We start from the raw sequence: 20,839 nt of genomic DNA, 5'->3' as shown, positions 1-20,839 counted from the left end.
GATGACCTGCCGAGTAAACCCGGCTCGGGTGCGAGCGGGGAAGACACAGCAAGGAGGGAGCCATCGTGCACAAGGTGCTCATCGCCAACCGTGGCGAGATCGCTGTCCGTGTCGCACGGGCCTGCCGGGACGCCGGGATCACGAGCGTAGCCGTCTACGCCGAGCCGGACCGGGACGCACCGCACGTACGCGCGGCCGACGAGGCGTTCGCCCTGGGCGGTGACACCCCGGGCACCAGCTACCTGGACATGGGCAAGGTCCTGCAGGCCGCGAAGGACTCGGGCGCCGACGCCATCCACCCCGGATACGGCTTCCTCTCCGAGAACGCCGAATTCGCCCAGGCCGTCCTCGACGCGGACCTCACCTGGATCGGCCCCCCGCCTCAGGCCATCCGCGACCTCGGCGACAAGGTCGCCGCCCGCCACATCGCGCAGCGCGCCGGCGCACCCCTGGTCGCCGGCACCCCGGACCCGGTCGAAGGCTCCGCCGAAGTCGTGGCGTTCGCCCAGGAGAACGGGCTGCCGATCGCGATCAAGGCGGCCTTCGGCGGCGGCGGGCGCGGCCTCAAAGTCGCCCGCACCCTCGAAGAGATCCCCGAGCTCTACGACTCCGCCGTACGCGAGGCCGTCGCCGCGTTCGGGCGCGGTGAGTGTTTCGTCGAGCGCTACCTCGACAAGCCCCGGCACGTGGAGACCCAGTGCCTGGCCGACCAGCACGGCAACGTCGTCGTCGTCTCCACCCGTGACTGCTCCCTCCAGCGCCGCCACCAGAAGCTCGTCGAGGAAGCCCCCGCCCCGTTCCTGAGCCAGGCGCAGAACGCCGAGCTGTACGCGGCGTCCAAGGCGATCCTCAAGGAAGCCGGCTACGTCGGCGCGGGCACCGTGGAGTTCCTGGTCGGCGTCGACGGCACGATCTCCTTCCTGGAGGTCAACACCCGCCTCCAGGTCGAGCACCCCGTCACCGAAGAGGTCTCGGGCATCGACCTGGTCCGTGAGATGTTCCGTATCGCCGACGGCGAGGAACTCGGCTACGACGACCCGAAGCTGCGCGGTCACTCCTTCGAGTTCCGTATCAACGGGGAAGACCCCGGCCGCGGGTTCCTGCCCGCCCCCGGCACCGTCACCACCTTCGCCCCGCCGACCGGCCCCGGTGTCCGCCTCGACGCGGGCGTCGAGTCCGGCTCGGTGATCGGCCCCGCCTGGGACTCCCTCCTCGCCAAGCTCATCGTCACCGGCGCCACCCGCCAGCAGGCCCTCCAGCGCGCCGCCCGCGCCCTGGAGGAGTTCACCGTCGAGGGCATGGCCACCGCCATCCCCTTCCACCGCGCGGTCGTCACCGACCCCGCCTTCACCTCCGACCCGTTCCGTATCCACACCCGGTGGATCGAGACCGAGTTCGTCAACGAGATCCCGCCCTTCGCCCCCGCCGGCGGCGACACGGACGAGGACGAAGCAGGACGCGAGACGATCGTCGTCGAGGTCGGCGGCAAACGCCTGGAAGTCTCCCTGCCCTCCTCGCTGGGCATGACCCTGGCCCGCACCGGTCTGGCCGCGGGCGCCAAGCCCAAGCGCAGGGCCGCGAAGAAAGCCGGCTCCGCCGCGTCCGGCGACTCCCTCGCCTCCCCCATGCAGGGCACCATCGTCAAGGTCGCCGTCGAAGAAGGCCAGGAAGTCAAGGAAGGCGACCTCGTCGTCGTCCTCGAAGCGATGAAGATGGAACAGCCCCTCAACGCCCACCGCTCCGGCACCATCAAGAGCCTCACCGCCGAAATCGGCGCCTCCGTCTCCTCCGGCGCCACGATCTGCGAAATCAAGGACTGACGCAGACAGGACCGACGCAGACAAGACCGACGCAGACAGGACCGGCCGGCCACGGAAGTGGCCGGCCAACAGCTACGGAGCGAGCCCCCGGCCGGACACACACCGGCCGGGGGCTCGCTCCGTGTACGGGCTTGCAAAGCCCTGGCGTCGGCAGCCTCTAGCGCCGGCGCATGTCGGCCACCCGCGCCTGCTGTTGCTGCTCGGCGAGCGAGACCGCGCTGCGCAGCGGCTGCGGCCCCGGTCCGCCCGGGTGCGTACGCCGCTGCCCGGGGAGCGGCATGTCCCTGCGGGGCGGTCGCCCGGCAGGGGTGGTCTCACCGCCCGCTCCGGAGCCCGCGCCACCTCCCGGCCCGGCCACCGCGATCTGCACGCCCTGGTCGGCCAGCGCCTGCAACTCCGTTGCCGCACGGTCGTCCTGGGCGGACGGCTCGTCGGTGACCAGCCGGGTGATCACATCTGTCGGCACGGTCTGGAACATGGTGTCGGTGCCCAGCTTGGTGTGGTCCGCGAGGACGACGACCTCCGCGGCGGCCTGGACCAGCGCCCGGTCGACGCTGGCCGAGAGCATGTTGGAGGTGGAAAGGCCGCGCTCGGCGGTCAGCCCGCTGCCGGAGAGGAAGGCGCGGGAGACCCGCAGCCCCTGGAGGGACTGCTCGGCTCCGCTTCCCACCAGCGCGTAGTTGGACCCGCGCAGCGTGCCACCGGTCATCACCACCTCGACCCGGTTGGCATGGGCCAACGCCTGGGCCACCAGGAGGGAGTTGGTGACCACCGTCAGTCCGGGGACGCGTGCGAGCCGGCGGGCCAGCTCCTGTGTGGTCGTCCCCGCGCCCACCACGATGGCTTCGCCTTCTTCGACGAGCCCGGCGGCGAGATCGGCGATGGCCGTCTTCTCGGCGGTCGCGAGATGGGATTTCTGCGGAAAGCCGGACTCTCGCGTAAAACCACCCGGCAGTACCGCACCGCCATGGCGGCGGTCGAGGAGTCCTTCTGCCTCCAGTGCCCGCACGTCCCGCCGTACGGTCACTTCGGAGGTCTGGACGACACGGGCGAGCTCACGGAGCGACACGGCCCCGTTGGCACGCACCATTTCAAGGATCAATTGGCGACGTTCAGCAGCGAACACGAAACAGACAGTAACCTGACCGGCCGATAGTTCTCAGCACTTTGCGCCGAAAAACAGAAGTTGCGCACAGATGGGGTCAGCAAGTGGTATAAGGGGCGCGGTCGCCGGCCGACCGACCACCGGCGCCCCTCGCGTCAGGCCTCGCCGGCCATCTTCCGGGTGTGCAACTGCCGTGCCACTTCGGCGATCGAGCCGGAGAGCGACGGGTACACGGTGAAGGCGTTCGCGATCTGCTCCACCGTCAGGTTGTTGTCGACCGCGATCGAGATCGGGTGGATCAGCTCGCTGGCCCGCGGGGACACGACCACCCCGCCGACCACGATGCCGGTACCGGGACGGCAGAAGATCTTGACGAAGCCGTCCCTGATGCCCTGCATCTTGGCGCGCGGGTTGCGCAGCAGCGGCAGCTTGACGGCCCGCGCCTCGATCTTGCCCGAGTCGACGTCGGCCTGGGTGTAACCGACGGTGGCGATCTCCGGGTCGGTGAAGACGTTGGAGGAGACCGTCTTGAGGTTCAGCGGCTGCACCGCGTCACCGAGGAAGTGGTACATCGCGATGCGGCCCTGCATGGCCGCGACCGAGGCGAGAGCGAAGATCCCGGTGACGTCACCGGCCGCGTAGACGCCGGGGGCGCTCGTACGGGAGACCTTGTCGGTCCAGATGTGGCCGGACTCCTTGAGCCGGACCCCGGCCTCGTCCAGGCCCATGCCCGCGCTGTTGGGGATGGCGCCGACCGCCATCAGGCAGTGCGTGCCGGAGATGACCCGGCCGTCGGCCAGGGTGACCTCGACCCGGTCCCCCACCCTCTTGGCGGCGGCGGCGCGCGAGCGGGCCATCACGTTCATGCCCCGGCGGCGGAACACGTCCTCCAGGACCGCGGCGGCGTCCGGGTCCTCGCCGGGGAGCACCCGGTCACGGCTGGAGACGAGCGTGACGCGCGAGCCGAGCGCCTGGTAGGCGCCCGCGAACTCGGCGCCGGTGACACCGGACCCGACCACGATGAGCTCCTCGGGGAGCTCGTCCAGGTCGTACACCTGTGTCCAGTTCAGGATGCGCTCGCCGTCCGGCTGCGCGTCCGGGATCTCCCGGGGGTGGCCGCCGGTCGCGAGCAGGACCGCGTCGGCCGTCAGCGTCTCCTCGGTGCCGTCCGCGGCGGTGACGACCACCTGGCGGGAACCGTCCATCGCCTGCTGCCCGACGAGCCGGCCGCGGCCGCGCATCACCCGGGCGCCGGCCCTGGTGACCGATGCGGTGATGTCGTGGGACTGGGCGAGCGCGAGCCGCTTGACCCGCCGGTTCACCTTGCCGAGGTCCACGCCGACCACCCGGGCCGCCTGTTCCAGCGGCGGGGTGTCGTCGGCGACGATGATGCCCAACTCCTCGTACGAAGAGTCGAAGGTCGTCATCACCTCGGCCGTGGCGATCAGAGTCTTGGAGGGCACGCAGTCGGTGAGCACGGATGCCCCGCCGAGACCGTCGCAGTCGACGACGGTCACCTCCGCGCCGAGCTGGGCGCCCACCAGGGCAGCCTCATATCCGCCAGGTCCGCCGCCGATGATCACGATCCGGGTCACGAAAAATCCGCCTCGCGTTGTCACCCCGGCCGCACTGCCGCCCCGGCCGGGGGTCCGGGGGGTGCCCCCGGGGAATGCAGTACGTGCCTCATTGTCCCGCACTCTTCAAGATGCTTCACCCCCGGGGGCACCCCGGCCCGTCGGACGCGCCCGGGGGTGCCCTTCCGGCCGGCTGTCGCGGCGAAGTGACCCGGCCCCGAAATGCCACTGTCGTACCCTCGACAGCATGTCGCTCTACGCCGCGTACGCCGGCAACCTCGACGCGCGGCTGATGAGTCGCCGCGCTCCGCACTCCCCCCTGCGCGGCACCGGCTGGCTCAACGGCTGGCGGCTGACCTTCGGCGGGGAGCAGATGGGCTGGGAGGGCGCGCTCGCCACGCTGGTGGAGGCCCCGCGCTCGCAGGTCTTCGTCGCTGTGTACGACATCGCCCCGATGGACCAGGACTCGATGGACCGCTGGGAGGGCGTCGGCCTCGACATATACCGGCGGATGCGGGTCCGGGTGGACACCCTGGAGGGCGAGGAGCCCGCCTGGATCTACGTACTGAACGGGTACGAGGGCGGGCTGCCGTCGGCGCGGTACCTGGGCGAGCTGGCCGACGCGGCCGAGTCCGCCGGCGCGCCGCACGACTATGTGATGGAGCTCCGCAAGCGCCCCTGCTGAGGGCCGCGGGGCCGCCCCGCACGGGCTCCCACCCGGCTCTCACCTGGCGCCCGCCGGGCGTCCGCCGGGCATTCGTGGGCTGTCCGCCGGGCATTCGTCGGAAACGACAAGACAACGATCCCAAGTCCGTCCACCGAGACATCTACGCGCGTAGGCCCAGAACGGTTACCCTCTTCGGCGTGAACGCTTCAGTTAACCCGGACATCCAGGGCGCCGCCGACAACCCCACTGTCGCCGCCGACGCCGCCGCCACCCGCCTCCGTGAACTCACCGGCGCAGAGACCCACGATGTGGCCCTCGTCATGGGCTCCGGCTGGGCGCCGGCCGTCGACGCACTGGGTACGCCCGTGGCCGATTTCGCCGTGACCGAACTGCCCGGGTTCCCGCCGCCCGTCGTCGAGGGCCACGGCGGCCGCATCCGCTCGTACGCCGTCGGAGGCAAGCGCGCGCTGGTCTTCCTGGGCCGTACCCACTACTACGAGGGCCGCGGTGTCGCCGCCGTCTCGCACGGCGTGCGTACCGCCGTCGCGGCAGGCTGCAAGACCGTCGTCCTGACCAACGGCTGCGGTGGTCTGCGCCCCGGGATGCGCCCCGGCCAGCCGGTCCTCATCAGTGACCACATCAACCTGACGGCCACCTCGCCGATCATCGGCGCCAACTTCGTGGACCTCACCGACCTGTACTCGCCGCGGCTGCGCGCGCTCTGCAAGGAGGTCGACAACACGCTGGAAGAGGGCGTGTACGTCCAGTTCCCCGGCCCGCACTACGAGACGCCCGCCGAGATCAACATGGTCCGGGTGCTCGGTGGCGACCTGGTCGGCATGTCCACGGTGCTGGAGGCCATCGCCGCACGCGAGGCCGGCGCCGAGGTGCTCGGCATCTCGCTGGTCACGAACCTGGCGGCCGGACTGACCGGCGAGCCGCTCAACCACGAAGAAGTACTGCAGGCCGGGCGGGACTCCGCCACGCGGATGGGTGCGCTGCTCTCGCAGGTGCTGGAGCGGATCTGAGGCACCTGTTTCCCTGTGGCCTCGATCTCCCCCAGCTACCGCTGGGAGGTGCCCCCAGGGGGCTGGATTCTGCCGACGCCGGGCACCTGTTCAGCCCCTCCGGCAATTGAGGAGCGGGGGCCCGGGGGCGGAGCCCCCACCCACCGTGAGGAACGAAAGGCAGAACCACCGTGCAGCAGGACCTGATCACCCGCGCCAAGACCTGGCAGGCGGAGGACCCCGACACCGACACCCGCGACGAGCTGGCACGGCTCATCGAGGCCGCCGCCTCCGGGGACACCGCCGAGCTGGCGGCGCGCTTCAGCGGCACCCTCCAGTTCGGCACGGCCGGTCTGCGCGGCGAGCTGGGCGCGGGGCCGATGCGGATGAACCGCGCCGTCGTCATACGCGCCGCGGCCGGCCTCGCCGCGTACCTCAAGGCACAGGGCCGGGCGGGCGGCCTGGTCGTCGTCGGTTACGACGCCCGCTACAAGTCCGCGGACTTCGCCAGGGACACCGCGGCCGTGATGACCGGCGCGGGTCTGCGCGCCGCCGTGCTGCCCCGCCCGCTGCCCACCCCGGTGCTCGCCTTCGCCGTCCGCCACCTCGGCGCGGTCGCGGGCGTCGAGGTCACCGCGAGCCACAACCCGCCGCGCGACAACGGCTACAAGGTCTACCTCGGGTGGGGGGACCCCGGGACGGAGTCTGGGGGAGGTTCACAGATCGTGCCGCCCGCGGACACCGAGATCGCCGCGCAGATCGACGCGGTGCGGAGCCTGCACGACGTACCGCGCCCCGAGAGCGGCTGGGAGATCCTCGGCGAGGACGTCCTGGAGGCCTATCTGGCCCGTACGGACGCCGTGCTGACCCCCGGCTCCCCCCGCACCGCCCGCACCGTCTACACGGCGATGCACGGCGTCGGCACGGAGACCCTGCTCGCCGCGTTCGCCAGGGCCGGCTTCCCGGAGCCGGTGCTCGTCACCGAGCAGGCCGAGCCCGACCCGGCGTTCCCGACGGTCGCCTTCCCCAACCCGGAGGAGCCGGGCGCGATGGACCTCTCCTTCGCGACCGCCCGCCGCGCCGCCCCCGACATCGTCATCGCCAACGACCCGGACGCGGACCGCTGCGCGGTGGCCGTCCCGTACGAGGGCGACTGGCGGATGCTGCGCGGCGACGAACTGGGCGCGCTGCTCGCGGCGCACCTGGTCCGCCGCGGGGTGACGGGCACGTTCGCCGAGTCGATCGTGTCGTCGTCGCTGCTCGGCCGGATCGCGGAGGCGGCCTCGCTCCCGTACGAGGAGACGCTGACCGGCTTCAAGTGGATCGCCCGCGTCGAGGGCCTGCGGTACGGGTACGAGGAGGCGCTCGGCTACTGCGTCGACCCCGACGGCGTACGCGACAAGGACGGCATCACGGCGGCCCTGCTCGTCGCCGAACTGGCCTCGGTGCTGAAGGCCGAGGGCCGCACACTGCTCGACCTGCTCGACGAACTCGCCGTCCAGCACGGGCTGCACGCGACGGACCAGCTCTCGGTGCGCGTCGAGGACCTGTCGGTGATCGCGGACGCGATGCGCCGGCTGCGCGAACAGCCGCCGACGGAACTGGCGGGCCTCAAGGTCACCAGCGCCGAGGACCTGTCCAACGGCACGGAGCACCTCCCGCCCACGGACGGCCTGCGTTACCACCTGGAGGGCGCCCGGGTGATCGTCCGCCCGAGCGGCACCGAGCCGAAGCTCAAGTGCTACCTGGAGGTGGTCGTCCCGGTGGACTCCATCGGCGAGGTCCCGGCAGCCAGGACCCGGGCGGACCGGGTCCTGACGGCGATCAAGGCGGACCTGTCACGGGCGGCGGGACTGTAGGAACGGGGATCCGGGTGGGGCGGGCCGGAGGGCCCGCCCCACCCGGCGAACTCCGGGGGCCATACTGCTTCTTGTTGCCAGGAGGCCGGGAAGCCAGCAGGCCAGGGGGTCCGGGAATGGGCGAGCTGTACGCACCGATCGAGCCGTACGACAAGGGAATGCTCGACGTCGGCGACGGCAACCTCGTGTACTGGGAGGTCTGCGGCAATCCGGCCGGGAAGCCGGCACTCGTCGTCCACGGCGGGCCGGGGTCGGGGTGCGGCCCGCAGGCACGCCAGTTCTTCGACCCGGACCGGTACCGGGTCGTCCTGTTCGACCAGCGCGGCTGCGGACGCAGCACACCGCACGCGAGCGACCCCGCGACCGACATGCGGCACAACACCACCCAGCACCTGATCTCCGACATGGAGCGGCTGCGCGAACACCTGGGTGTCGACCGGTGGTTGCTGTACGGCGGCTCATGGGGCTCCACGCTGATCCTGGCCTACGCCCAGGCGCACGCCCAGCGGGTGTCGGAGATCGTCATCCCCGCTGTCACCACCACCCGGCGTTCCGAGGTCGACTGGCTGTTCCGGGGCGTCGGCCGCTACTTCCCCGAGCAGTGGGAACGCTTCCTGGCAGGAGCTCCCGGCACACCGCGGGACGGCGACGTCGTCGCGGCCTACGCACGCCTCGCCGAGGACCCGGACGCCGCCGTACGGGAGAAGGCGACGGCCGACTGGTGTGCCTGGGAGGACACGGTCCTGTCCGGGGAGACGAAGGGCGCGTCCAACCCGTACGGCGACCGCCCGGCGGCAGCCCAGCTGGCCCTGGTACGCATCTGCTCGCGCTACTTCTCCCACGGCGCCTGGCTGGAGGAGGGGACGTTGCTGCGCAACGCCCACCGCCTGGCCGGTATCCCCGGCGTACTGATCCACGGCAGGCTGGACATGGGCGGCCCGCTCGACACGGCGTGGGAACTCGCGCGCGCCTGGCCCGACGCGGAGCTGATCGTCGTCAGCGACGCGGGCCATCTGGGCAGCGCGACCACACGCGGCCACATTCTCGAAGCCCTCAACCGGTTCGCCCGCCAGGAATGAGCCCGGTCCGCGCTCTCGGAGTCCGGACCGGACCGCGGACCGAGCCGCAGACCGGGCTGGAAACCGGCCCGGGGACTCGACCGCCCACCGGATCTACCAGGGCAGGGTGCCCTCGGCGTCGAAGAATCCCCCCGTCGGGCCGTCCGGCCCCACCTGGGCCATGCGCACGATGATCTCGGCGCCCTGCTCGACGGTCTGGGTGCCCGTGTTCCCGTTCAGGTCGGTCTTGGTGAAGCCGGGCTCCACCGAGTTGATCCGCAGGTCCGGGAAGGCCTTCGCGTACTGCGTGGTGAGCATGTTGACCGCCGTCTTCGACGCCGGGTAGGCGACACCCGGGTACGCGTACGCAGGGTCGTCCGGGGTGCTGACCCGGGTCAGTGAGGCAAGACCGCTGCTCACGTTGACCACCACCGGGGCAGCCGAGCGGCGCAGCAGGGGAAGGAAGGCGTGCAGGACCCGCACCGGACCGAAGACGTTCGTCTCGAACGTGGTGCGCATCGCGTCGGCTGTCACGTCCGCGGGGCCGAGCACGGTGTTGTTCTCGCCGCGCGTCTCGATCCCGGCGTTGTTGACCAGGACATCGAGCCCTCCCCCGGCCTCGACGACCTCGGCCGCTGCCGCCACGGACGCGTCATCGGTGACGTCGAGCTGGACGGCCCGCGCGCCCAGTTCCTCGGCGGCCCGGCGCCCGCGTTCGGCATTTCGGCTGCCCAGGTAGACGGTGTGGCCCGCGGCGATGAGGCGGCGGGCGGTCTCGTACCCGAGACCCTTGTTCGCTCCGGTGATCAGTGTTGTCGTCATGCCTCCACGATGCGGCGCGGGCGGGCGTACAGCCAGGCGTCCCGCCTTCCTGTGACTGCCAGTACCAGGACGATCCACGCGGGTGGGGGCACAGTGGTGGCATGGCGACCACGGAGTTCGGACAGGCGGTGCGGCGCTGGCGCGACCGGGTCTCCCCGGAGGCGGCCGGGCTCCCGGTCGGCGGCCACCGGCGCGCGGCCGGGCTCCGCCGCGAGGAGCTGGCCCTGCTGGCCGGAATCTCGGTCGACTACGTGACCCGCCTCGAACAGGGCCGGGCCGCCAACCCGTCGCTACAGGTCGTCGAGGCCCTGGGCCGGGCACTGCGCCTGTCCGGAGCCGAGCGCGAGCATCTGTTCGGCGCCGCCGGGCTCGTACCGCCGGGGCGGGGCACAGTGCCCGCGTACATCACGCCCGGCGTCCAGCGGATGCTGGACCGGCTGACCGGCACACCGGTCGCGGTCTACGACGCGGCGTGGACGCTGCTGCTGGCCAACCCGCTGTACACGGCGCTGATGGGCGAGTGGCACGGCAAGGACCGCAACGCGGTGTGGCGCAACTTCCTCGGCTCGGGCACCCGCGCCCGCCACACCCCGGAATCCCGGCACGCACTGGAGATCACGCAGGTTGCCGGGTTGCGTGCGACGGCGAGCCGGTATCCGGCGGACCAGCGGCTGCGGCGCCTGATCGCGGAGCTGCGCGCCGGGAGTGAGCGCTTCGCGGAGTTGTGGGATTCCGGGGCGGTGGATCAGCACGACGCGCCGCACAAGACCATCGATCACCCGCAGGTGGGCGAGCTGACGCTGGACTGCGACCTGCTCAGCGTCTCGGGCAGCGACCTGCGCATCATGATCTACACGACCGAACCGGACACCCCGGACGCCGAGAAGCTCGCGCTGCTCGCGGTCCTGGGTACGCAGGCGCTGGCCGGTCCGTGACCGAAGACGGTCACCGGGGCAGCGGTGTGATCGGGCCCGCGTCACAAGGCGGGGCACGTCACAAGGCGGGGCGCGTCACAAGCGGGCCCGCGTCACAAGGCGGGGGCGCGGCGGGGCGTCACCCGTAGTGGCGCAGTTCGGGCCACATCGTGCCCCAGGGGCGGCGTGGGCCGGTGCAGACGTAGACGTGGCCGCCCCATTCGACGTTGTGCACGCCGTCGGGGTTGGAGAGGGTGGCGGCCACGCGGACGTGCCGGAAGTACCGGCGCAGATGGGCGGTGTACCCGGGGGCGTGGTCGGGGCCAGGGGCGATGGCCACCACGGTCGTGGCGTGCGGGTTGCCGGGACCCCACCACCAGTCGGTGTTGTGGGCGCTCACGGCGGTGGGCAGCCCGGTACCGCGGCCGAGTTCGTTGACGGCGCCGGCCTCGCCGTAGTCATCCGCGAAAATCACCGCGTCGGCACGCTGCTCGGGCGGGAGCCCGGTCCATATCTGCCGTACGGTGCCGACCAGTTGGGGCCAGCCCAGGGTCTCCCCCGAATTCGCGCTGATGCCGTACGTCCAGGCCACGTCCGAGGGCGGCAGCACCGGCAGCACGATCACGGCGAACATCGCGGCCGAGACAGCGGTTCCGATCATCAGGTCGCGCAGCCGGCCCCGGCGGGAGTACAGCCACCCGTCGAGTCCCACCGCCCCGGCCGCCAGCAGGCACACGTACAGTCCGCCCAGGTAGTACACCTGCGCTCCGGTCGTCACGGCGAACAGCACGAACAGCACGGCGTACGCGGTCACCAGGCACCGCCACAGCGGCCGGCCGGACCGCCGGAGGAACCGCAGGCCCGCCACCCACAGAACCGTCATCACCAGGCAGGACATGCCGAGCTGCCCCACGATCCAGGTGGGGACGTTCCCCAGGCCTCCGTTCTCTCCGTTCAGCGCCCGCGTCATCGCGAACATGGCCCAGCCGTGCCGCGCCTGCCACCACACGTCGGGCAGCACGAGCAGCACGGCGATCGCTGCGCCCGCGAGCAGCCGGCGATCGGCCACGGTCCGCCGGGCCGGGCCGAGCAGCACGGCGGCCAGCAGGACGATCCCGAAAAAAGCCGCGAGGTGGTTGAATTCCGAGCCGAGGCCGACCAGCGCTCCCACGGCGAGCCACCACCGCGTGTCGCCCGTGCGGTCGATCCGCACGACCACGAGCGCGATCGCGGCCCACGCCAGCACCTCGTACGACGTGGTGTTGGCGACGTGCGCGCCGCCCAGCAGCACGGGCATGGTGCCGGTCGCGATCGCCGCGAGCAGCTGGGCCCGCCGCGCGCCGCCGAACTCCCGCGCGGTCAGCCCGCCCACGACCACCGTGCCCGCGGCGGCCAGCGCGGGCCACAGCCGCAGGCCCGCCTCCGAGACCCCGAACAGTGACAGCGAGACCCTGGCCAGCAACGGCGCCAGCGCAGGCTGGTCCACATAACTCGCCTGGAGGTGCCGGGCGGAGTCGAGGAAGTACAGCTCGTCGATGTGGAAGCCGTAGCGCGGGGACAGCGCCATCAGCACGGCGAAGACCGCCCCCGCGACGACGAACAGTCTCCGGTCCAGCGGTGCGATCCGCCCGTCGGCCTCCCCGGCCTCCCCGGCCTCGTCCGCACGTCCTGTGTCAGTCTTGTCCGCCATCCCCGCCGCCCCCGGTCTCTGCCCATCGGTCGCGCCGTCCGCACGGCCGGTGCGGCCGGTGTGCACGGCTCCTCCCGGGCCGCTCGTACCTTATGCACCCGGCCCGCGGGCAGCAACGCACCCCGGGCGGTGGGTTCGTGGCGGACCGGGACGGGCGGGGAGCGGCCGGGCGCTGAGCGCGAGGACGGTATCCCCGGAGCTCCGCGCCTACCGGAAGCCGAGGTGCGGATCGGTGCCGGTCAGCTCGCCGCTGGCGGCCCACAGACGAGCGGCGACGGCCCGGTCGGCCATGTGGGAGGGGACCGGCTCACGCCGTGGTGTGCCCCGCAGGCCGAAGACCCTCGGCCCCCACAACTGCCCTCCCCGCACCGCCGGATCGAGGGCGGCACGCACGGCGGGCCATGCTCCGGCGTCCTTGCCCTGCACCAGGAGCCCGGCGGGCAGGGCGCGCAGCCGCTCGCCGGGCGGTGTCACGCGTACCGGCGGGCGGGACGGGGTGAGGGAGTCCAGTGCGCCGCCGGGGTGGGCCACCACACTGAGCACCGTGCTGTCGAGGGCGCGCAGACGCCGGTCGAGTTCGAAGGCGAAGCTCATCTGCGCCAGTTTCGACCGGCCGTAGGTGCGCTTGGGCCGGTAGTCGTGGGCCGACTGCAGATCGTCCAGGTCCAGCCGCTCGGACCGCGCCGCGAAGCTTCCCACCGTTACGATGCGGCCGGCCGGCGCCGCGGACAGCAGGGGGGCCAGCCACTGGGTGAGAGCGAAGTGGCCGAGGTGGTTGGTGCCGAACATCAGCTCGTGGCCGTTCTCGGTTTCCCGACGCGGCGGGTCGTCGAGCGCGACCCCTGCGTTGAGGACCACCGCGTCGAGATGACCGAGGTCCAGCCTGTCCACGGCGGTTTTCAGCGAAGCCAGGTCGGCGAGGTCCAGTTGAAGGTGCCGTACGTGTGCTCCGGCGACGCGCGAGTGGATCGAGGCCATCGCGGCTTCGGCCTTGGCGGCGTCCCGGCTGCCGAGTACGACGAGGGCGCCCGTGGCGGCGAGCTGCTCGGCGACGAAGTAGCCGATCCCGGCGTTGCCCCCGGTGACCAGGAAAGTCCTGTCCTCGGCAGATGGCAGCCGGTGAACGTCCCACTGCGGTCGGCTCTGGGATACGGAAGACACGATGACGGGCTCCTTGTGCTGGGCGTTCCGGGCCTTACGGCGGCCGCGTGCTCACGGCGAGCACCGACCCGTTCAAAGTCGCAGCCTCCACCGACATTCCGCTGACAGCTCACGGTCACCGCCGACAGGCTTCCGACACCCGCTTCCGACACCCCTCCTCAGAAAAGGGCTGGACCGGACGATGCTCCGGCTTGTAGCTTGCGCTTGCTGACCGCGACACCGCCCAAGGAGGTGAGACCCATGAACGCTGTATCGATGTGGGTGCTCCCCCTTTCCGTCACGGTCGGGCGATTGACGTAGGTATCGCCGGGAGCGCCTCGACAACAAGGCACTCCCGAAAGGCAACACCTATGCACTCTCTGCAGTTCACCGCCGAGTCGTCGTCGAACGGCATGGTCGAGCGCGACTTCACCGTGGGCGGGGTCCCCGGCGTTCTCTGGTCACCGGCCTCCGATGCGGCCGAGCGCGCGCCCCTGGTCCTGATGGGCCACGGCGGCGGCGCCCACAAGAAGCATCCTGCGATGGCCGGCCGGGCACAGCGCCTCGTGACCGGCTGCGGCTTCCATGTCGCCGTCATCGACGCGCCCGGTCACGGCGACCGGCCGCGCACCGCGCACGACGAACAGGAGATCGCCCAGCTGCGCGAGGCGCAGGCGGCGGGCGAGCCGGAAGGCCCGATCGTCGTCCGTTACAACGCCCGCCTGGCGGAGCTCGCCGTGCCCGAGTGGCAGGCGACCCTGGACGCCCTTCAGGGACTTCCGGAGATCGGCGCCGACGGTCCGGTGGGCTACTTCGGCATCGCCCTGGGCACCGCGCTCGGGGTGCCGCTGGTGGCCGCCGAGCCCAGGATCACGGCCGCGGTCTTCGGCCTGATGTGGCCCGATGCCCTGGTCGAGAAGGCGAAGCAGATCACCGTCCCGGTCGAGTTCGGCCTGCAGTGGGACGACGAGCGGATCCCGCGTGAGGCCTGCCTCGCGCTGTTCGACGCCTTCGCATCGAAGGAGAAGACGTTGCACGCCAACGCGGGCAAGCACTTCGACTTCCCCAGGTTCGAGGCCGACAGCGCGGTCCGGTTCTTCGCCCGGCATCTTGGCCGGGCGGCGACCTCAGCGGCCTGAAGGTGAGCGGTAGCGGCGTCCGGTGTGTCCATCGGACGCCGCTGCCTTACTTCTGTCTGCTCTGCCTGCTCCTGCTTCCTTCAGACCGAAGGCAGCCAACGGGCAGTCGCACGGGACGCGCAGGCCGGTCAGCCTGTGGGCAGGCCGATCTGGTCGCGTTCGAGCACGGAGCGCAGCTCCGAGAAGACCTGTACGGCCGCCGGTCCTGAGGGACCGCCGAGGACGTCCGCGGTCAGCTCGGCCAGTGTTCTGGTGAAGGTCGCCTCCGCCGCCTCGACCAGTTCCAGGCCTCCGGCGGTCAGGTCCAGCAGTGAGGAACGGCGATCCGATGGATTGGTCTGCCGTATGACCCATGCCTGCTTCTCCAGGCGGTCGATGCCCTTGCTGGTCGCGCCGATCCCGATGGCGAATTCGGTGGCGAGGTCCGCCACCCGGGACCCGGGGTGGTCGCGCAGGAAGCGCAGGGACTCGAACTGCGAGGTGACGATCCCGTGCCGCTCGCGAAGGCGGTCGTTCAGCGCGTTGTAGAGCCGTGTCTCGCAGCGGACGAGATCGGCGAAGAAGCCCGGGAGGTCGATCGGGCCACGCGACTTGGATGCCATGGCATATAGTCTAACCTAGATTCCAAGGCATATAGTTCTTTGGCATGCATCTGTGATGGAGGCGGCAATGAGCAGGCAACAGCGCGCGGAGATCGACGCGATGGTCCGACAGCCTCACCCGGAGGGCCCCCGGTCGGTGGAGGAGCTCCGCGCCGGGTTCAGGGCGATGATGGGGAAAATGATCGTCCCGGCCGGTATCCGCACCGGGACTGCGACGCTCGGCGATCGGCCCGCGGTGCTCGTCGAGCCGGCCGGCACTCCGAAGGCCGGGACGATCCTCTACTTTCACGGTGGCTCCTACGTGATCGGTTCACCCGAGACGGCGATGTCGCTGACGGGGAACCTGGTGACCAGAACCGGGTTCAGGGCGTTCTCGCTGGACTACCGGCTTGCCCCTGAGTACCCGTTCCCGGCCGCGATCGAGGACGCGCTGAGCGCCTACCGTGCACTCCTCGACAGCGGCGAAGACCCTTCGGCGATCGTGTTCGCCGGAGACTCCGCCGGTGGCGGCCTCACGGTCACGACCTGCCTCGCCGCCCGCGACGCGGGCCTGCCCATGCCCGCCGCCATCGTGGCGTTCTCCCCCGGACTCGACGCGACCCGGACAGGCGAGAGCATGGACACCAGGGCGAGCGCCGACCCGTTCTTCACCCGCGAGGGCCTGGAACAGACCGGAGCCATGTACCGCGCGGGACAGGACCCCCATCAGCCCATGCTCAGCCCCGCCACCCTCGCCGACCTGACCGGCCTCCCCCCGATGCTTCTGCAGGCGGGCACCAACGAAATGCTTCTGGACGACTCCGTACGCACCTCCGCGCGCGCGAGGGACGCCGGGGTGGACGTCATCCTGGACATCACCGCTGACGTTCCCCATGTCTTCCAGGCGTTCGCCGGCGTCCTGGACGAAGCCGACGAGGCACTGGACCGCGCCGCTCTCTTTCTCAGCCAGCACATCCGCACCAGGGACACGGCACGCACGCCGGCAGGCTGAAGCAAGCCGACAGCGAAGGGGAGTTCGCCGATCCGTACCTGCCGGTCGGCGGGGGCGCGGCTCACGCCTCGGCGGATGCGCCCGTCGCCGCCGCGATCAGGGCGGCCGCCGCCGCGTGGGAGGTCGCGGCCACCGTGGAGTCATGGTCCATCAGGGCGGAGATACCGGCGCCGTCGTAGAGGAGTTGGAGCTGGTGGCCCAGGGCGTCGGGGTCGGCGGCGCCGGCCTCGGCGGCGAGTCGGGTGAAGAGTTCGCGCATCCAGCCGCGGAAGGCGTCCGCCGCTTCCTGGACCAGCCCGCCGGGGCCGGCCTCGGAGCCGGCGCGGATGAAGGCGCAGCCGTGGAAGTCGGGCCGGTCGAACTGCCGCCCCTGGGACTCGAAGACCGCCAGCATCTGCTCGCGGGGCGTGTCCCGCTCCGCGATCGCCCGGGTGATCCGGTCGACGGTGCCCGCGTGCCGGGTGTCGAGGTAGGCCCGTACGAGCTGCTCCTTGCCCCCGAAGGTGTTGTACAGCGACGCCTTGGCCACGCCCGCGTGCTCGATGACCCGGTCGATCCCGACGCTCTGCACGCCCTCGGCGTAGAACAGCTCGTTCGCGGCGGCGCGCAGACGCTCACGCGCCGACGGCTTCGCGGTGCTCTGCACACTCGCCATGACGGTCACTCCTTCAGACAGATCTGTCTACCATTATGCCCCGGTTGCGCCCCTCTGACCGAGGCCCCACCGAGTCCCCCATCGGAGGCCACCCCTCAGGCGCTGCCGCCGACCCGCTCGCCCGGCAGGACCGCCGCACCGTCCCGGCCGCCGCGCAACAGCCCCAGCAGCGCGAACGCCGCGAGGACGATCACGGCGACGCCGTACTCCTGCGCGGTGGCAGTCAGCCCGCCCGCGTGGACGACGAGGAACCCGGCGATCACGGCGGGCACCCCCATGCCCAGATAGGAGACGACGAAGAGCAGCGACAGCACCCCGGAACTCTCGTGCGGCCGGGCCAGCGGCATGACCGTACGGATGCCGCCCTGGAAGCCGCTGCCGAAGCCGACGCCCGCGATGGCGGTGCCGGCGAAGAAGCCGGTGGCGGAGGAGTGGCGGATCGAGACGAGGGTGAGGGCCACCCCGGCTATCAGCGCGAGGATGCCGGTGAGCATGACCGTGCGGGTCGCCGCCTTCCGCAGGACCAGCACCGAGACGGCGGCCACCCCGGCGAGCACGAACAGGCTCAGCCCGCCGATGACTTCGGACCCGGAACCGGTCAACTGCCGTGCGAGGGACGGACCGAGCGACCCGTAAAGACCGGCCAGCGCCCAGACGGCGAACAGCACCGGCGCGGCCACCAGCATCGGACGGCGTACGGCGCGCGGCAGCTTGATCTCCGGCGCCAGACTGGCCAGCGCCCCCGGCTTACGGGTCACCGTCTCCGCCATCAGCGCGACGGCGAGGGCCTGGAGGGCGAAGACCGCCAGCAGCCCGAGGTAGACCAGATGCGTGGGGGCGGGCAGGAACTGGACGACGAGGCCGGAGACCAGCGCGCCGGTCGCCGTGCCGATGCCCGGGACGACCGCGTTGGTGATCGTGCCGCGCGGCCGGTCGATGTCCATCATCCCGGCCCCGATCGCGCCGAGCGCGGCGCCGGTCGACAGCCCCTGGACGATCCGGGCCACCATCAGCCCCGGCACGCCGCCGGCGGTGGCGAACACGACCATCGAGATGGCCTGCGCCGCCAGCGCGGCCAGCAGCACCGGCCGCCTGCCGACGTGGTCGGAGAGCTTGCCCATGGTGAGCAGCCCGAGCAGTACGGCCACCGCGTAGACGCCGAAGACCACGGTGGTGGTGATCGGGTCGAAGCCCCATTCGGCCTGGTAGACCGCGTAGAGCGGGGTCGGCGCGCTGGAGGCCGCCAGGAACGAGATGGTGATCGAGGCGAGTACGTACAGTGCCACGTTCGGCGGCAGCCGCCGGCTCCGCGCGGATACGGCAGCGGACCCGGAAGCGGAGTTGGAAGCGGATCCGGCGTCGGGCGCCGTATCCGAGGTGCGCGCCGGTTTGGGTGCCGGGACGACCGAGAGATTCGTCATGACCATTCCCGTCCGAAGGATGAGTAGACCTGTCTGTCTAATCGGCGTACATCAGATTAGACAGACAGGTCTACTCAGGTCAAGCGGGAGAGGGAGGGGCGGACGCCGCTCGGGAATCGATCAGCTAGTTGGCCGGGATACAGCTGGGCACCTGGTGCACCAGCCTGGTGGCCAGCACCCCCGGCGGGTTGCTCTCCGTGGCCGCGATGAACAGCAGGTGGTCCCCGGGCTGGATGGCACTGGGCTTGATGTCATGGACCCCGTTGCTGTGGAAGCCGGACTGCGGCATCACCTTCAGGAGGCTGCCGTGCGGTGTGCTGCCGGGGTGGCCGGTGGTGTGGCAGGAGGCCGAGGGCGCCAACACCTTCGCGGGGATGCCGGCCTTGTCCAGCGCGGCCTGCAGACCGGGGATGCCCTTCACGTTGAACAGCTGCACGGAGACCATGCCGCCCGGCTTGGACCGCACGGCGTAGTCGGCGTTCACGATGTTCAGTCCGGTGTTCGGGACGCTGTGGGTGCTCGGGGTGTTCTCGGTGCTCCGGGATGCCGGCGCGGCCTGCTGCGCCCCGTTCGACCCGGACACCATCGGGACGGCGACAGCCACAGCGGCAGCCGCCGCAGCAAGACCCACGGTGAGCGCCAGCCCTCGGCGCGGCGCGCGGAACCGGAGCAGAGTCCGGTGGCCGGCGGGGGCGGACAGGGCTGTCGCGCGGACGTTCAGCTCGTCGGCGAGCTGCTGCTTGAAGTGCACGGGGGCGTTCACTGGGCGGCCTCCAGAAGGGTGTCGTGGGTGGCGGCGTGGGTCTGGCCGGCGGTGCGCAGGACCTTGCGGGCGCGGTGCAGTCGTACGCGGGCGGTGGTCGAGCTGATGCCCAGTGCCTGCGCCGCCTCGCGGACCGTGAGCCCGTCCAGGACGACCAGGTCGAGCACCTGACGCAGTGGTTCGGAGAGCGCGGCGTGGGCGGACGCGAACTGCCGGACGGTGCGGTCCGCGTCGATGCGTGCCTCGATGGCGCTGACGTCCGCGTCGTCCAGCAGCCGCCGCCCGCTGATCCGGGCGACCGCCTGCTGCTCCCGGGCGGCGCCGTGGAAGTGGGCGTTGATGACGTTGCGGGATATGCCGTAGAGCCAGGCGACGGGTGCGCCGCGCCGGGCGTCGTAGGTGTGCGCGCCCTCCAGGGCGGCCACGAAGATGTCCGCCGTCAGGTCGGCGGCGAGGTGCGCGTTGTCGACGCGCCGGGTGACGAACCCGAGCACAGCGTCGAATTGCTGCTCGTAGAACGCGGCGAACCCGGCCGGGTCCCGCGTAGGTGGTGCTGTCGGATGCTCCGCTGGCACGGACGGCTCCTCAAGACAGGTCAAAGGTGCGATGCCTTACACCCGGTACTAGTCCGAGGCGCTCCAAAGCGTTACATCCGCAGTCCGCCCGCGTTCGTGCGGCCAACGCCCTGACCACCCGATCTTTGGAGCTTCTGCCAGTACGGGCTCACTGCCGCGTGTGGAGAGACTGTCGGTGTCCGGGAGACATGGACACCACAACGGGAGGGGTGCGCGATGAGCGCGCAGCAGACGTACGACGAGATCGGTGAGGCCTTCGAGGGCTTCAAGGCCCTGCCGCTTGCCCAGTACGTGGAGGCGCCCAGCTTCCTCGGCATGGTCGGGGACGTCACCGGCAAGAGAGTGATCGACCTGGCCTGCGGCACCGGCTTCTACAGCCGCGAGCTGAAACGGCGCGGCGCGGCGGACGTGTTCGGCGTCGACATCTCCGGCGAGATGATCGCCGCCGCAGAGGGTATCGAGAAGACCGGCCCGCTGGGTGTGCGCTACCAGGTCGGCGATGTGGCGGACCTGTCACTCGCGGACGAGCGATTCGATGTGGCGACCGCGGTGATGCTGCTCAACTACGCGGAGACAGTCGAGGAGTTCCAGCACCTGTGCCGCAAGGTGCACGAGAGTCTGAAGAGTGGTGGCGAGTTCTTCATGCTCCACCAGACGCCGGACTACGACTTTTCCGGTCCGTCGCCCCGCCCGTACGGGTTCCTCACCGAGCTGACGGGCGAAGAGTCCGGTACCGGGCCCCGGGTGAAGACCACCGCGCTGCTGGAGGGGGTGCCGATCTCGTTCACCTCCGGCCTGGCGCGCCGCGAGGTGTTCGAAACATGCCTGGCCAAGGCGGGGTTCAGCGAGATCACCTGGGTGCCGACCGAGGTGTCGGCCGCCGGGATCGCCGCGTACGGTGACGAGTTCTGGGCGGACTACCGCACGAACCCGTCGTTCGAGATGCTGCGCTGCCGCGCCTGACGCCGGATCAGGCGGTCAAGGACGGCCCGGCCTCCGGGACTTGCCCGTACCGGCCGGGCCACCGTCACATGCCG

Annotated in this window: 19 protein-coding genes; 9 read left to right on the top strand and 10 right to left on the bottom strand. The window is 71.3% G+C overall.

What is annotated here, in order from left to right; all coding sequences use genetic code 11:
* Positions 1–65: 65 nt before the first annotated feature.
* Positions 66–1,820, top strand: a complete 1,755-nt coding sequence (locus OHB13_RS23520) for an acetyl/propionyl/methylcrotonyl-CoA carboxylase subunit alpha (RefSeq protein WP_328378399.1) — start codon at positions 66–68, stop codon at positions 1,818–1,820.
* A 157-nt stretch (positions 1,821–1,977) separates the two neighbouring features.
* Here OHB13_RS23520 and OHB13_RS23515 read toward each other — a convergent pair whose 3' ends face one another.
* Positions 1,978–2,946, bottom strand: a complete 969-nt coding sequence (locus OHB13_RS23515; protein ID WP_266853849.1) for a DeoR/GlpR family DNA-binding transcription regulator — start codon at positions 2,944–2,946, stop codon at positions 1,978–1,980.
* 134 nt (positions 2,947–3,080) lie between these two features.
* Positions 3,081–4,520 carry an NAD(P)H-quinone dehydrogenase gene (locus OHB13_RS23510; RefSeq protein ID WP_266853851.1) on the bottom strand — a complete coding sequence of 480 codons (1,440 nt, stop codon included), beginning with the start codon at positions 4,518–4,520 and terminating at the stop codon, positions 3,081–3,083.
* Between the two features lie 226 nt (positions 4,521–4,746).
* Between OHB13_RS23510 and OHB13_RS23505 the strand changes: the two genes are divergently transcribed.
* The 4 genes from OHB13_RS23505 to pip all read left to right on the top strand — a co-directional run bounded on the left by OHB13_RS23505 (position 4,747) and on the right by pip (position 9,111).
* Complete coding sequence (locus OHB13_RS23505) at positions 4,747–5,184, top strand: gamma-glutamylcyclotransferase (protein ID WP_266853853.1); 438 nt, start codon at positions 4,747–4,749, stop codon at positions 5,182–5,184.
* A 179-nt stretch (positions 5,185–5,363) separates the two neighbouring features.
* Positions 5,364–6,194, top strand: a complete 831-nt coding sequence (locus OHB13_RS23500) for a purine-nucleoside phosphorylase (RefSeq protein ID WP_266853855.1) — start codon at positions 5,364–5,366, stop codon at positions 6,192–6,194.
* A 170-nt stretch (positions 6,195–6,364) separates the two neighbouring features.
* Positions 6,365–8,032 (top strand): phospho-sugar mutase, encoded by a 1,668-nt coding sequence (locus tag OHB13_RS23495; protein WP_328378398.1) that lies wholly within the window; start codon positions 6,365–6,367, stop codon positions 8,030–8,032.
* A 116-nt stretch (positions 8,033–8,148) separates the two neighbouring features.
* The gene (gene pip, locus OHB13_RS23490) at positions 8,149–9,111 is read left to right on the top strand and encodes a prolyl aminopeptidase (RefSeq protein WP_328378397.1); all 963 of its coding nucleotides are present in this window, start codon (positions 8,149–8,151) and stop codon (positions 9,109–9,111) included.
* A gap of 93 nt (positions 9,112–9,204) precedes the next feature.
* Here pip and OHB13_RS23485 read toward each other — a convergent pair whose 3' ends face one another.
* A complete protein-coding gene (locus OHB13_RS23485) occupies positions 9,205–9,912 on the bottom strand; it encodes an SDR family NAD(P)-dependent oxidoreductase (RefSeq protein ID WP_328378396.1) in 708 nt (235 codons plus the stop codon).
* Between the two features lie 101 nt (positions 9,913–10,013).
* Between OHB13_RS23485 and OHB13_RS23480 the strand changes: the two genes are divergently transcribed.
* A complete protein-coding gene (locus OHB13_RS23480) occupies positions 10,014–10,847 on the top strand; it encodes a helix-turn-helix transcriptional regulator (RefSeq protein ID WP_266853864.1) in 834 nt (277 codons plus the stop codon).
* 118 nt (positions 10,848–10,965) lie between these two features.
* On the opposite strand, the gene OHB13_RS23475 is transcribed toward OHB13_RS23480, so the two are convergent.
* Together OHB13_RS23475 and OHB13_RS23470 are read right to left on the bottom strand one after the other, a co-directional pair.
* Positions 10,966–12,516 carry an ArnT family glycosyltransferase gene (locus OHB13_RS23475; protein WP_328378395.1) on the bottom strand — a complete coding sequence of 517 codons (1,551 nt, stop codon included), beginning with the start codon at positions 12,514–12,516 and terminating at the stop codon, positions 10,966–10,968.
* A gap of 207 nt (positions 12,517–12,723) precedes the next feature.
* A complete protein-coding gene (locus tag OHB13_RS23470; protein WP_328378394.1) occupies positions 12,724–13,677 on the bottom strand; it encodes an SDR family NAD(P)-dependent oxidoreductase in 954 nt (317 codons plus the stop codon).
* Between the two features lie 350 nt (positions 13,678–14,027).
* Here OHB13_RS23470 and OHB13_RS23465 point away from each other — a divergent pair, with 350 nt between their 5' ends.
* Positions 14,028–14,795, top strand: a complete 768-nt coding sequence (locus tag OHB13_RS23465) for an alpha/beta hydrolase (RefSeq protein ID WP_328378393.1) — start codon at positions 14,028–14,030, stop codon at positions 14,793–14,795.
* Between the two features lie 128 nt (positions 14,796–14,923).
* Here OHB13_RS23465 and OHB13_RS23460 read toward each other — a convergent pair whose 3' ends face one another.
* On the bottom strand, positions 14,924–15,397 hold the full coding sequence (locus OHB13_RS23460) for a MarR family winged helix-turn-helix transcriptional regulator (protein WP_328378392.1): 474 nt from the start codon (positions 15,395–15,397) through the stop codon (positions 14,924–14,926).
* A gap of 67 nt (positions 15,398–15,464) precedes the next feature.
* Here OHB13_RS23460 and OHB13_RS23455 point away from each other — a divergent pair, with 67 nt between their 5' ends.
* The gene (locus tag OHB13_RS23455) at positions 15,465–16,388 is read left to right on the top strand and encodes an alpha/beta hydrolase (protein ID WP_328378391.1); all 924 of its coding nucleotides are present in this window, start codon (positions 15,465–15,467) and stop codon (positions 16,386–16,388) included.
* A gap of 61 nt (positions 16,389–16,449) precedes the next feature.
* On the opposite strand, the gene OHB13_RS23450 is transcribed toward OHB13_RS23455, so the two are convergent.
* From OHB13_RS23450 to OHB13_RS23435, 4 genes are all read right to left on the bottom strand, one after another.
* Complete coding sequence (locus OHB13_RS23450) at positions 16,450–17,043, bottom strand: TetR/AcrR family transcriptional regulator (RefSeq protein WP_328378390.1); 594 nt, start codon at positions 17,041–17,043, stop codon at positions 16,450–16,452.
* A gap of 95 nt (positions 17,044–17,138) precedes the next feature.
* Positions 17,139–18,464 carry an MFS transporter gene (locus tag OHB13_RS23445; RefSeq protein ID WP_328378389.1) on the bottom strand — a complete coding sequence of 442 codons (1,326 nt, stop codon included), beginning with the start codon at positions 18,462–18,464 and terminating at the stop codon, positions 17,139–17,141.
* A 124-nt stretch (positions 18,465–18,588) separates the two neighbouring features.
* Complete coding sequence (locus tag OHB13_RS23440; protein WP_328378388.1) at positions 18,589–19,227, bottom strand: hypothetical protein; 639 nt, start codon at positions 19,225–19,227, stop codon at positions 18,589–18,591.
* On the bottom strand, positions 19,224–19,802 hold the full coding sequence (locus OHB13_RS23435; protein ID WP_266853882.1) for an RNA polymerase sigma factor: 579 nt from the start codon (positions 19,800–19,802) through the stop codon (positions 19,224–19,226). Before OHB13_RS23435 ends, OHB13_RS23440 begins: the two co-directional genes overlap by 4 nt.
* Positions 19,803–20,018: 216 nt before the next feature.
* On the opposite strand from OHB13_RS23435, the gene OHB13_RS23430 reads away from it, so the two are divergent.
* Positions 20,019–20,765: a class I SAM-dependent methyltransferase gene (locus OHB13_RS23430; protein ID WP_328378387.1), complete on the top strand. Its 747-nt coding sequence runs from the start codon at positions 20,019–20,021 to the stop codon at positions 20,763–20,765.
* The last annotated feature ends 74 nt before the right edge of the window (positions 20,766–20,839 follow it).

Origin of the sequence: Streptomyces sp. NBC_00440, assembly GCF_036014215.1 — a bacterium.
Taxonomy (GTDB): Bacteria; Actinomycetota; Actinomycetes; order Streptomycetales; family Streptomycetaceae; genus Streptomyces.
Note: the sequence above shows the minus strand (reverse complement) of the source record. Positions and strands in the feature narration are given on the sequence as shown.